Source organism: Paenibacillus sp. IHBB 3054, assembly GCF_051594305.1.
Lineage (GTDB): Bacteria > Bacillota > Bacilli > Paenibacillales > Paenibacillaceae > Paenibacillus_AQ.
Genome location: NZ_JBOFBG010000015.1, coordinates 63,931 through 77,286, shown reverse-complemented (window position 1 = coordinate 77,286; position 13,356 = coordinate 63,931). Strand labels below are relative to the sequence as shown.

Sequence of the window (13,356 nt, the reverse complement as noted above, 5' to 3'; positions counted from 1 at the left end):
TTTTGTGATGTCCGGGTCCGAGGGAAATCTTCTTCATAAAGGGGCTTGACACCTTTTTTGAAAGCGGTTATATTTATCTCGTAAACAATACGTTATATAACGTTATACAAAAGGAGAGAATCAAATGAATGTACATCAGGTTGTTGAAGCTGTTCATGGAAAAGTGGCCAAGGGGATTTCAGAGGTTTATTTTGTAGCCTGCGGAGGTTCGCTGGTTGATATGTATCCCTCAAAGTATTTTCTTGAAAGCGAAGCGAAAAAGCTGGTAACGGGTCTATATACGGCTAACGAGTTTGTTCATGCTTTGCCTAAACGTCTGGGTAAACAATCGGTAGTCATTGTTTGTTCTCATGGCGGAAATACGCCGGAATCGGTGGCTGCTGCACAGGCTGCCAAAGAGAAAGGCGCACACACTATTGGCTTAACCCATAATCAGGATGCCGCGTTGCTGAAATTTTCTGATTATTCTTTCCTGTATGAATGGGGAGATGACAGTGACGTCAAAAATAATCCGATGGCGATCATTTTGGAGCTAGCTGTTGAATTTTTGCAGGTTTCCGAAGGTTATGCGCATGTTGACGCTTTTCAAAAAGGATTGCAAACCATTAACGGTATTATTAACCAGGGCAAAAAGCAGGTTGCTCCACGAGCCCGTGTATTTGCCGAAAAGTACCGCAACGAAGAGTTATATTATATCCTGACAAGCGGAGCTTCGTATGGTCATGCTTACGGTTTTGCGATCTGCTCTCTGATGGAAATGCAGTGGCTTCATGCAGCGGCTATCCACTCCGGCGAATTCTTCCATGGTCCCTTCGAAGTGACCGACAAAGAAACTCCATTCATCTTAATGATTAATGAAGGCCGCACCCGTGAGTTGGATGAACGCGCACGCACCTTCCTGAATCAATATGCTGAAAAAGTCGAAGTGATTGATGCTAAAGAGCTTGGCTTAGGTGTTATTGCCGATGAAGTCGTGGAATTCTTTAATCCGGTATTGTTCTACAGTATTATCTGCGTCTACCGCGAGGCTCTGGCCGAAGTAAGAAATCATCCGCTGGAAACCCGCCGTTATATGGGGAAAGTAGCCTACTGAACGGGAGTGTAAACCATGAGAGTATTAGGGATTGGCGATAATGTGGTCGACAAGTATGTTCATCTGCGTATGATGTACCCCGGTGGCAATGCACTCAATTTCAGTGTTTTTGCCAAAGGAGAGGGTGCGGATGCGGCCTTCCTCGGCGTGTTCGGTGATGATGATGAGGCAAGGCTGGTGGAGAATACATTGCAACAGCTGGAGATCGATACCACGCGCTGTAGATATCACAGCGGTGAAAATGGATGTGCACGCGTAACGCTGGAGAACGGGGAACGAGTCTTTCTCGGCAGCAATGAAGGCGGGGTTACCCGACTTCATCCCATAGAACTTAGTGAAGACGATAAGGAATACATCCGCGGGTTCGATATTGTTCATACGGGTCTTTACAGCCACACCGGGCATCTGCTTGCTGAGTTGAATGGTCTGAAGATTCCTCTTTCATTTGATTTTTCCGATGACTTTGAGGAAGAGCAAGTAGAACGTTATATCGGTAATGCCGATTTTGCTTTCTTTTCCTGCAGCCATATGACGGATGAAGCGACCCAAAGTTACATCCGTTCCAAACGCAAGAGAGAGGGGCAGGTATTAGTTGCAACACGCGGCGGAGACCGGTCTATCGCCTATGATGGAGCAGCCTTCTATTATCAATCGCCGGAGTTCATCCATGCTGTGGACACGATGGGAGCGGGGGATTCTTATATTACGGCCTTTTTACTAAGCATGCTTAAGGACGGAGATATTCAAGCCGCAATGAAGGAAGGTTCACGATTAGCTGCCAAGAGCTGTCTGGTAGAGGGTTCATTTGGATTCGGAGCTCATTATTAAGGCGCACACTTATCTTTGCTTGTGAAAAAGAGAATCGTTTGTTACTCTAAGGAAAGAGTGATATAACGTTATATAACAAGTGAGGGTAAACTATGTTAAATGCAGAAAACGCTGAGCCATTATACATTCAATTGAAAAACGCGGTTCAATCCGCAATCGCCAACGGCAGCTTTAATCAAGGGGATAAAATACCTACTGAAATTGAGCTGGCCGAGACCTATAATGTGAGCCGGATTACTGTGCGCAAAGCGATAGAAGAATTGGTGAGAGAAGGATATTTGACGAAGCGGCAGGGCAAGGGCACCTTTGTGAATAGGCCCAAGATCGGCCGGAAGATTGAGCATATCATCAGTTTTACGGCTGCCTGCAAAGCGAATGGAGTTTCTTCGCATAGCGTAGTCACGGAGAGAAAAAAGCTGAAAGCCGATTCAGATACCGCAGAGCGGCTGCAAATCCAGCCAGGTGAGTCTGTGCTGTATATTCAGCGCCAGAGATATGCCGGCGAACAACCGCTGATGCTGGAAAATAACTATTATCCGTTTGACCGGTTCGCTTTCTTGATGGAGGCTAATCTTGAAGGCTCGATATATGAGCTGCTGCGCAGCGAATACAATATTGATCCGAACCAGCCGGGAGAGACGATATTACAAATTGTCTTGGCGGACGAACCTCAGGCGAAATTACTGGAAGTTCCGATCGGCCAGCCTCTGTTTTACATGAACACCATTATTTACGACCAGTATAGTAAGCCGGTTCATGTAGGGAAGCAATTCATTATTGGTGACCGTTACCAATTTACTTTGTGATTCATTAAAGTCAGAGTCAGCTGGAATTTCAAATACGTAAAAGCTACTGTTTCTTCCAATGATGGAGAAGCAGTAGCTATAGTATAACGTTATAAGTCGTATTATAAATTTGAACTAAGGCGGAGAGATCATGGGAGCGGTTGAACATGGTTTTGCAGAAAGAGTACTAATGTCTAGTGCCGTGTTTACAGGAAAAGAGGAGGATGCCTCGCCTGGATTCATCGCCTTGCAAGGTGAACGGATTGCCGCGGTCGGCGATCCGGCAGAGGCAGAAGCTTGGATCGGACCGAAGACGATTGTCCATCATCTGAGGGATGCTTTGATTATGCCTGGTGTGCATGATAATCATGTGTTTTTTACCGGATATATGTCCTTGCACCGTGGCGTGGATCTGACAAATGCAGCCTCTATAGAAGATGCCTTGCAATTACTTATAGAAGAAGCGGAACAACAACCTGAAGATCAAAATGTATACGCTTACGGTTGGAGCCGGGAGTTATGGGGAAAGCTCCCAGAGCAAAGTATATTAGATAAAGCTTTTCCTCAAAGGGCAGTCATTGCCATGAATCGGACGAAAAATTATTGCTGGATGAACCAAATTGCCCAGGATAAATATCAGTTCACCCCCGAACAGTGCAGTGCTGAGGCGCGGGCCAGCTTGCTGTATGAGATGATGCAGGATCGCGAATTAGTCAAAAAAGAGTTTCTGGATTTCACCCGGATGCTTGCCAAGCGGGGTGTAACCTCCATAAAAGATATAGGCTTTGACCAGCACAGCGGTTTATTGCCGGTTCTTGAAGAACTGGAAGCTGCCGGGGAACTGCCGCTGCGGTTTCATTTTGCGCTGGAGCCTGTGCTGCAGCCGATTGATATTCCCGCCGGAATTCAATATAAAGAACGCTATCAAGGGGAGGTTCTCCGCTTTCAGGGATTCAAGCTGATGATAGACGGTGTTGTCGCTGATCATACAGGAGATATGCTGGAGCCTTACGCAGATCTGCCAGGAGTAACTACTTTGCAGCCGGTTGACTATGACGTAATTGAAGCTGCAGTATTTGAAGCAGACAGGCATGGAATTAAGTGCTGTCTTACGGCTGAAGGGGATGCAGCAATTCGCAGAGCGGTAGATATGCTCGAAACTTGCCAGCAACAGCAGGGGGATCATCCAATTAAACATTCTATAAGTGATCTGGAATACCCTCACCCCGATGATTTAAAACGAATGGGGGAAAACGGGATTTTCGCCGAGGTGTATGCCCAGATCCTGCTGTTAAATCCCTCCTATGAAGATGCTTATATGGCGGCTGTGGCTGGAAAAGCGAATGAAAGCCGGTTCTATGATTACCGGTCCATGCTGGATGCGAACATCCCCATAACGATTGGCACTGATTTACCTTTGTTCCTCACTAGTGTTCCTGATTCGATCTACGCGGCCACTTTCCGGTTGTTTCCTGACGGATCACCACCTGAAGGCTGGAATGTTGAACAGGGAATGCCAGCGTCTGAAGTCTTAAAGGCATGGACCCTTAACGGGGCCAGACACTGTGGTATGGAAGAGAGCACGGGAACTTTAGAAGCGGGGAAATATGCCGATATTGCTGTATTTGACCGCAATCTTCTGGATACAACAGCTGCCGATATCAGAGACGCACATGCCGTATTAACTATCGCTGCCGGAAAAATCACCTACGACGCTTCTAGGAATGAGGGATAGAATGGAAACCTCTAAACGTAAAATAAAATGGTCTCTGCCTCATAGTTATACATTGATTTTCTTGATTATAATTGCTATTGCCGGTTTGACTTGGGTTGTCCCGAGCGGTCAATTTGACCGGCAGGAAGTCATTGTAGATGGTTCTGCCAAGACAACTATTATCCCGGGAACCTATCATTCCGTAGCGAAAGTCAGTGAAGAGGGAGATTTGCGGCAGGGCCTTGCACAAATCGCCAGTGCACCTATGGAAGGCATTATCAATGCTGTTGACGTGGTTGCTTTCGTACTTATTGTAGGCGGAGCCTTCGGGATTATTTTGCAGACTGGTGCGATTGACCGGGCGCTGATGGCCTTGGCCGGACGGCTCAAACAAAAAGGGATATTGCTGATTCCGATAGCGATGGTCATTTTCAGCCTTGGAGGTTCCACGTTCGGAATGAGTGAGGAAATCATACCTCTTTACGCCATTTTTATTCCTTTAATGTTTGCACTCGGTTTTGACTCCATCACGGCCATCCTCATCCTTTTTCTTGGAACACAGATTGGTTATGTCGGCTCCACCGTTAATCCGTTTTCGGTATTGATTGCCCAAGGTGTAGCGGGAGTGCAAGGTAATCCACAGCTATGGCTGAGATTTATTGAATGGATTGTATTCACTGCGATATCGATCGGTTTTACCATGTGGTATGCGCAGCGGGTGAAGAAAAATCCGGAGAAATCTCCTGTATTCCAGAATGACATTTTAAACCGCCAACACTTTATTAAAGAGAACTCAGGTATAGAGGTGAGCTTCACCCATCGGGATAAACTCATCATTGGCGGCTTTATCGTTACCTTGGGGTTGATTGTGTGGGGAATTATGACCCAGGGCTGGTATATGACCGAGATCGGCGCCCTTTTCTTCGTACTTGGTATTTTCTCGGGTGTGGTCACCAAGATGAATCAGAAGGAAATCGCTGAGAACTTTGTAAAGGGCTGTGGCGAATTCATCTATGCGGCGGTCATTATCGGGTTGGCCCGGGGAATTCTTGTCGTTGCTGAGAACGGCATGATTATCGATACGATCCTGAATGCGCTGGCTAATCTGCTTAAAGGTCTGCCGAATTATTTATTCACTACCATCATGCTGGTCGTCCATAATATTATTACGTTCCTGGTTCCCTCTTCCTCCGGTGAGGCAGCTTTAACGATGCCCGTGCTTGCCCCATTGGGCGATCTGGTCGGTGTCAACCGTGAAGCGGTAGTAACTGCTTATCAATTTGGCAATGGGTTGACCAATCTGATTTCGCCAACAGGTGGAGTATTATTAGCAGGTCTGGCAATCGCCCGGATCAATTTTGGGCAGTGGCTCAAAGTCATCCTTAGGCTGTTTCCAATCTTGTGGCTGGTGGCTGCAGTCTTTGCCGCGATATCTTCAGCTGTGGGAATGTAAGTACTGCGGAATTAGAGCCGTCAATAGCGTAAATATATAGATTAAATTAAAGATTCCCCATTTGGGCGAGGACGTAACTACGGTGAATATTTGGACTTCCGGCCGCTGTTAGGTTTGGATTTCCTGATTTTAACCGCGAATCGCGGTAGAAATCCAAACCTAAAGGCGAACGCTACCGCTCCTCCAGTTCCAAAATTCCCCTCCGTTACTTTTGCCCTTTTGTGTAGTTATTAAGTTTATTCTATATGGGGGTGTCCAAAAGTCGATTTTCTATGACCAGGTCCAATCTTCTTCTTTCTAAAAACCACAATAAGTGAACAGAGCAGCGATTCTCCCGTTATTGGGGAATCGCTGCTCTTCGTTTTTGCTCCATTGCGGCTTGCTTCTGCATGTTATGGGCAAGCAAAAGTCAACCGCCCTCAAGCGGTACTTTCTCTTACGCCGCGAAGCAGAAATGCTGGAAACTTTAGACATTCCCACAGACAATTATTGCAGATGCAGGCTACGGCAGTGAAGAAAACTATGTCTGTCTGGAAAAGCGTCTTGCCTTTTCAATGTGGCTGTAAACAGCGAGTATCTGTCCTGCTTTGGTGTAGACAGTAGGCCAAAGTAAACTGGTTTGGTGGTAGCTGTTACAGCGGCCGCCCGGGAGGCAGCGTCGAAGATGGCTTCGTCCAGCCGATTCACGCTGCGTGGGCGATTTTTTGCGTTTATAAAAGATTGCAGAAACTTTTTCTGCTCAAACAGCGGAGAGGACGGACTGATTGTGGAAAAGCGGCAGCGGTCGCCTTTGTCCCCGGATTTTCACCGCTAAGGAGAATCAAAAAAATCTGGGGACAACAGCGATTGGAACAACGGTCCGTTCGCGGAGCGTCCACCCAAGTGCTCACGTTGATCCTGCTTTTTCCCGATAACCTTTACGATAAAGAGCGGGTGTGATCTCTTCGAATTTTTTGAAGATTTTAATGAAATAACCCGGTTCATTGAAGCCCAGCTCATCACTGATTTGAGAAACGGGCATATCGGTCACTTCGAGCAGCTGCTTCGCCCATTTCACCTTAAGCCTTGCCAAATAAGTGGTGAAGTTTTCTCCCGTTTCCTTCGCAAAAAGTCTGCTGAAATAGCTGGGACTGATGTGACATAGCTCAGCCATATGACTTAACGTTATATTTTCACTTTTGTTATTGTAAATATAATCCCAGGCGGGTTTAAAGATCGGATTTGTACAAATACTCATATCACTGGATGAATTTTTAAGGTAGGCATCCGCGATGGCATTGGTCATTTCTTTTTTGATCGTCTCAATATTTTTAATGGTGTAGCCGGGCAGAATAGTGGAGAGGTTTAGAGCTTCATCGTTTCCGGCAGCCATCTCGAACATTTCGACCAGCAGATTTTTGTTGAGTGCCTCTTCGATAATATAGTTGCACAGGAGAAACAGCATGTTGGATATTTTCACGACTTCTTCATAGGTCATCGTTGGTATATCATCGTAGTAAACCTTCAATTGATTCCCTTTGAGCAGATGTGCTGATTTGTTTGGCGAAGATACAATTTGCTCCAGATCTGTACCGTTCTCAGGATCGGAAAGCTTGACCTGTCCCGCCATCACAGCACCCAGGTATTTATCATCCACAGTGATAGGAATCGCAATATCTATAATATTAAAGTGGCAAAGATAAACGTAAGGTGCATTTAACCGGACCGCTTCAAGCCCGCCGCGGGAATCACATTCTGGCAAAACGGCAGCAGCTCCGGATCGTCCCGCACATTCTGACAGAAGGTCTGGCAGCTGCTGTGGCTGGTCACAGGAATCCCTTTATAATCAACCGTCAAAATAGCCAGCTTGGTAACGGTAGCCAAGGAATCTTGAAGCCGCTTCCATTTTTTGAGATCCAAAAATTTGCTTATATTTAAGGACTCTTGCATCAAAAAAATCACCCCTCGACTGAAAATCGTATAATAAGGACCTTCTCTATAGCAAGAGGATACCATTGTTACCGCACAGTGCAAATAATTACGATTAAGAATTATAATTATTGGTTATGATATTCCACTATCAAGATCAATATCCTGCTTTATACTCTAATTAATTAATAAAATTTGTTATAAAAAACAGGAGGCGTTAGATTCATGAGAAAAGCATTCATTAGTCCAACTAAATATGTTCAAGGTGAAGATGAGTTATTAAATCTTGGCTACTTTGTAACTTCATTTGGTTCCTCCGCTTTGTTGATTGCCCATCCGGATGATGTGAAACGAGTAAAGGATAAGCTCGATGCTACGTCTAAGAAGTTCAATATCACCTTTGTTGAAAGCGGTTTTAAGGGAGAGTGCTCACGTCAGGAAGTCGCCAGATTGCAGGCTATTGCGACAGAGAAGGGCTGTACCTGCACAATCGGCCTGGGCGGAGGCAAAGCGATTGATGCGGCCAAATGCGTGGCCCAGGGAGAAGCTCTGATCATTTGCCCGACGATTGCTGCTACCGATGCACCTACCAGCCATTCAGCCGTACTGTATACACCTGAGGGTGCTTTTGATGATTATGCCTATTTCAAGCAAAGTCCAAGTGTTGTTTTGGTAGATACGACGGTGATAGCTAATGCGCCTACACGCTTTCTTGTGGCAGGGATGGGGGACGCTTTGTCCACCTATTTTGAAGCAAGAGCGACCTCCAAGTCTTATTCGAGAGTGAACGCCAGTCTGCCCATGGGCTCAAGAGAAGGCCACTGTGCCCCTGCTGTAGGCACGAACGCTGCGCTCGCCCTCGCAACCTTATGTTATGAAATGCTGCTTAAAGACGGGGCGAAAGCGAAGATTGCTAGTGATAGTAATGTGGTTACACAGGCGCTGGAGAATATCGTGGAGACTAATATTTTGTTGTCGGGTCTTGGTTTTGAAAGTGCAGGCTTGGGCGGCGCACACGCGATCCATGATGGTTTAACCATTCTGGAAGGAACACATTCCTACTATCACGGGGAAAAGGTTGCCTTCGGCACACTTGCCCAACTGGTGCTGGAGAACGCCCCGACGGAGGAATTGCATCAGGTTCTGGATTTTTGTCTGGAGGTAGGGTTGCCTGTGTGCCTGGCGGATATCGGCGTAGATCACATTACGGCTGAGGAACTGCTTCAAGTCGCTGAAAAAGCCTGCATTCCTGAAGAATCCATTCATGCGATGCCATTCCCTATCACTGTAAAGGAAGTTGCAGCTGCGATTGCCGCGGCAGACAAAATTGGCCAAAACTACAAAACAGCCCGGGAGGCCTAATCCATGAAGAAGATCATCAATCAGCCGGAGAACACGGTCATTGAAATGTGCAATGGCATTGCCATGGCCCATCCGGAGCTTGAATTTGTGAGGAAGTATAAAATTATTAAGAAAAAAGAAATCAATGCAAACAAGGTCAGCCTGATTAGTGGCGGCGGCAGCGGACATGAGCCTGCACATGCAGGATATGTGGGGAAAGGCATGCTGGATGCAGCGGTATGCGGAGATATTTTCGCCTCCCCGTCCCAGATCCAGGTGTATCAGGCCATTCAGGCAACCGCCAGCAAAAAGGGTACCTTGATGATTATTAAGAATTACAGCGGTGACATGATGAACTTCAAGAACGCAGCTTTTTTGGCTGAAGAAGACGGGATCGAAGTAGATTATGTCCGGGTAGATGATGATATTTCGGTACAGGACAGTTTATATACGGTAGGACGCCGGGGAGTAGCCGGAACTGTACTGGTGCATAAAATTGCCGGGGCGGCGGCAGAAGAGGGCTGGAGTCTGGCGCAGGTGAAAGCCGCTGCGGAGAAAGCGGCTGCAAATGTTCGCAGCATCGGTTTCGGATTAACCTCATGTACGGTTCCTGCCAAGGGAACCCCCACCTTCGAAATTGCTGAGGATGAGCTGGAATATGGCGTCGGCATTCATGGGGAGCCGGGAATCCGCCGCGAAAAAATCGCAACTGCCGATAGTCTGGCAAAACGTATGGTGGAGGCACTTTTAGCGGATTTAAAGATCGGGGGCGAAGCTTCTTCCGAGATTGTACTACTCGTTAACGGGTTTGGGGGAACTCCGCTGCTGGAGCTGTATCTGTTAAATAACGCCGTGACCCGGGAATTAGCAGAGAAGAAAAATATTAAGATTTGTAAAACCTTCGTCGGAAACTATATGACAAGCATTGATATGGCCGGAGCCTCCATCACTCTTCTGAAATTGGACGAAGAACTGAAAATGCTCTTATTCAAGGAAAGCGATACCCCTGCCTTCAAAGTTTCAGGGCCTACGGAAAGCGTTCCGTATGTTGATATTGCCCAGGACAATCTCACAGAATCATCCGTATCCTTTGAGACAGAAACACCTGAAGCATATGCCAAGATCAATGGCGATACCTTTACACTCGATAATTTCGTCTATCTGTTAGACAAGATGAGCGAAATCATTATTAGAAATGAAGTTCCGTTCTGTGAACTGGATTCACATGCTGGTGATGGCGATTTCGGGATGAGTATTGCCAAAGGATTCCGGCAGTTGAAGCGGGAGTGGAAAGATATTCTGACACACAGCCAAGCGGACATTGGGAGCTTTCTGAATGCTTGTTCACTGGTTATTATGGAATATTGCGGAGGGGCTTCCGGACCGATCTGGGGTTCTGCATTCCGTTCAGCGGGTAAGGCTGTTGGTGCGAAAACAGAAATAAGTGTTTCTGAATTTGCTGACATGATGCAGGCCGCTGTACAAGGCATACAAACAGTCGGTGAACGTTCATTCGGGCGTGGAGCCGTGGTGGGGGACAAAACCTTGATCGATGCTCTTGTGCCTTGTGCAGATTCCTGGTCGAAGAGCAGTCAGGCCGGAGATGATTTCAAAACCGCTTTTGTGAAGGGTGCCGATGCAGCCATTGAAGGAGCCAAAAAGACAGAAGCTATTGTGGCACGTATGGGACGCGCAGGCACTGTTGGCGAAAGAAGCATTGGATATCCGGATGCGGGTGCCTATGCGCTTGGGGTTATTTTTAAGGAGCTTTCGGATCAATTGAAATAAAAAGATTACATGCTCAAAAGGTATCAGCGTTAGATCTCTTAGCGCTGCTATACCTATTGCGAATAATGATAACGCTTACATTCAAGGAGCTGTGATGATATAACCCCATAAGTTCAAGTCAAAGGAGCTATCTATAATGAGTAAAATGGTTTCGCAATTAAAAAAACCACAGGGCTTACTGGCCTTAGCCTTGAGTCTGATCATTCTTGGAAGTCTGATCGCCAATATGTTTAACACTTCATTTTATTCTGTGAACGTGAAAGAAATTAAATTCAAGGGTGATCATGGCACACTTTCCGGGCTGCTCTATACACCCGATGGGGCCGGTGCAGAGGATCCCAGACCGGTAATCATAACGACACATGGCTATCTGAACACCAAAGAAATGCAGGATGCTCCGGCGATCGAAATGTCCAGACGGGGTTATATTGTCCTGGCGCTTGATATGTATGATCATGGTGATTCGCGCTGGGAAAGTGACATCCCCGTGAAGGACTTATTCGGCACCTTCTGGGTTTATTCCCAATTTGACGCGTCCAAGTACATTTTTGAACAGGATTATACCAAAAAAGATGATAAGGGTAACGCATATGTCGCGGTCAGCGGCCATTCGATGGGCGGATTTTCCTCATTGGTAGCTATGTACATGGATGAACTGACCTCGCTACAGACCGGACAGCGCATGATTTATGCCGGGATTTCTGCGGGTGCCGATTTCTCTTACGCCTCCGCGGTTGCTCCTCAGGATCAGATTCAAGCTGCCTTTGGCAGCCGGACGGTAGGCATGATTGCGGGGAAATATGATGAGTTCTTCTTCAATAAGTCGGATGATGAAAAGAGTGCCACAGAGAAGAAAGTACAGGGGACCGTTACGGAAAAGGATTTTGCGGCAACGATCTCGGGCAAAGGGTTCCTTGGACTTGCCGCGGACAATCCGGCTGCAGAGACGGGAAAGTTCTACACTGTAGAATCTGGAGAATTGAAGCTTGAAGATAAAGTCGTTCGTCCAGCGCAGAGCGGTGAGCATATCTTATTTACACCTAGTCAGACTCACCCGTGGAACCATTTTTCCAAAACTGCAACCGCCAACTTTATTGATTTTTATGCTCATGCCTTTAAAGGTGTGACCTCTCCCAACCAGACAAACGCCGACCTTGGTTCAGGCAATCAAATCTGGTGGATGAAAGAAACGGGCAATGGGATAGCATTAGTGGGCTTCTTTCTACTACTGGTTCCCTTGATCAGCTTGCTGTTGAAGGTTCCATTCCTGAAGCGTTCGGTCACGGCTTCCACAACCACCGTAAGCGCGCCTTCAACCGGGATGCAGAGAATCGCCTTTTGGGCAGCCATTGTGTTCTCGACGTTGTTTCCGGCCATATTGTTCCCTACGTTAATGGATAAGCAAGCGGATGGACTGAATGTTCTGAGTGTAATTTCCATGATCCTGCTGGTCATTTGTTTGGTCGCAGCGGCCGCAGGCTTTATTCTGGCCAACAGCCAGAAGGCGAACCCGGATGCCCGCGCCAAAATGAAAAACATAGGCATAGGAAGTGCGTTGCTGGCGGTAATTTCGCTGGTGATGTGGATCGTCTTTGAGAAAGCGAGTCGTATTCTCTCGACCAGTTCTTACTTTAACGAACCTACAACAAACCAGATTGGATATTGGGCGCTTGTCTCCGGTCTCATTATTGCCTTTATAACCTGTGCGTTCTACTATTTCTCGAAAAAGCAGGCGGGTACGAAATTCAGCAGCTATGGTATCCATCTGAACTCTATTACCATCATCGCTAGCTTGTGCACTGCCATTGCTGCTGTGTTCGTCGGTTATCTGCTGCTGTTCGCCGTGCAGGCAGTAGCTGGCACAGATTTCCGTCTTTGGACCTTTGCTGTACGTACCTTTGAAATAGAGCATTTGATCACCGGGCTTCGGTATATGCCATTTTTCTTTATTTACTACTTTGTCAGTGTTGTAGCACTGAATGCCAATACAAGAGGGCAAAAAAGGGGATATCTGCTATCCATTATTCTGAATGTGGGTGGACTTATCCTTTGGATAGCTGCTCAATATGGCAAAGATTTCATTACGGGTGTTGCGCTTTATCCAGGGCAATCCTTAAACGGTATTCTGTTGTTCGCTATGGTGCCGCTTCTCGTAATAGCTGCTGTATATGCCCGGAAGATTTTTGAGAAAACCAACAATGTGTGGCTGGCCTCCTTCTTGAACACGATTCTGTTCACCATGATTACTGCAGCGAATACGGCAATGTTCTGGAATCTGGTTTAGATCAACGAGAGACAAAATTAAAGGAGGTCCCGGGCTATTAGCGTAGCTGCGGGACTTTTTTTTAATGTTTTAAAGAAAACGGAATGAATTTAATGATTTTACACTGGTGTTCGGAGGATGATTTTGATAGGTTAAGCCGTAAGAACAGTTCAATACCTGCAG

The 13,356-nt window shown here is 46.6% G+C and carries 8 protein-coding genes and 1 pseudogene; 8 read left to right on the top strand and 1 reads right to left on the bottom strand.

Annotation, left to right across the window (positions count from 1 at the left end; all coding sequences use genetic code 11):
• The first annotated feature begins 124 nt into the window (after window positions 1-124).
• From ACQ76X_RS17595 to ACQ76X_RS17575, 5 genes are all read left to right on the top strand, one after another.
• Entirely contained in the window at window positions 125-1,093 is a 969-nt protein-coding gene (locus tag ACQ76X_RS17595; RefSeq protein ID WP_438495231.1) for an SIS domain-containing protein, read from the top strand.
• A 15-nt stretch (window positions 1,094-1,108) separates the two neighbouring features.
• The gene (locus ACQ76X_RS17590; RefSeq protein ID WP_438495230.1) at window positions 1,109-1,921 is read left to right on the top strand and encodes a PfkB family carbohydrate kinase; all 813 of its coding nucleotides are present in this window, start codon (window positions 1,109-1,111) and stop codon (window positions 1,919-1,921) included.
• Between the two features lie 92 nt (window positions 1,922-2,013).
• Window positions 2,014-2,727 (top strand): GntR family transcriptional regulator, encoded by a 714-nt coding sequence (locus ACQ76X_RS17585; protein WP_438495229.1) that lies wholly within the window; start codon window positions 2,014-2,016, stop codon window positions 2,725-2,727.
• A gap of 130 nt (window positions 2,728-2,857) precedes the next feature.
• The gene (locus tag ACQ76X_RS17580) at window positions 2,858-4,441 is read left to right on the top strand and encodes an amidohydrolase (RefSeq protein ID WP_438495228.1); all 1,584 of its coding nucleotides are present in this window, start codon (window positions 2,858-2,860) and stop codon (window positions 4,439-4,441) included.
• Window position 4,442: 1 nt separating this feature from the next.
• Window positions 4,443-5,873: a YfcC family protein gene (locus ACQ76X_RS17575; protein ID WP_438495227.1), complete on the top strand. Its 1,431-nt coding sequence runs from the start codon at window positions 4,443-4,445 to the stop codon at window positions 5,871-5,873.
• A gap of 886 nt (window positions 5,874-6,759) precedes the next feature.
• Here ACQ76X_RS17575 and ACQ76X_RS17570 read toward each other — a convergent pair.
• Window positions 6,760-7,802: pseudogene (locus tag ACQ76X_RS17570) on the bottom strand (PocR ligand-binding domain-containing protein).
• Between the two features lie 204 nt (window positions 7,803-8,006).
• On the opposite strand from ACQ76X_RS17570, the gene ACQ76X_RS17565 reads away from it, so the two are divergent.
• The 3 genes from ACQ76X_RS17565 (at window position 8,007) to ACQ76X_RS17555 (ending at window position 13,194) form a co-directional block, all read left to right on the top strand.
• Window positions 8,007-9,143 (top strand): glycerol dehydrogenase, encoded by a 1,137-nt coding sequence (locus ACQ76X_RS17565; protein WP_340897079.1) that lies wholly within the window; start codon window positions 8,007-8,009, stop codon window positions 9,141-9,143.
• Window positions 9,144-9,146: 3 nt separating this feature from the next.
• On the top strand, window positions 9,147-10,910 hold the full coding sequence (dhaK, locus tag ACQ76X_RS17560) for a dihydroxyacetone kinase subunit DhaK (RefSeq protein ID WP_438495226.1): 1,764 nt from the start codon (window positions 9,147-9,149) through the stop codon (window positions 10,908-10,910).
• A gap of 136 nt (window positions 10,911-11,046) precedes the next feature.
• Entirely contained in the window at window positions 11,047-13,194 is a 2,148-nt protein-coding gene (locus ACQ76X_RS17555) for an alpha/beta hydrolase family protein (protein WP_438495225.1), read from the top strand.
• Window positions 13,195-13,356 lie beyond the last annotated feature (162 nt).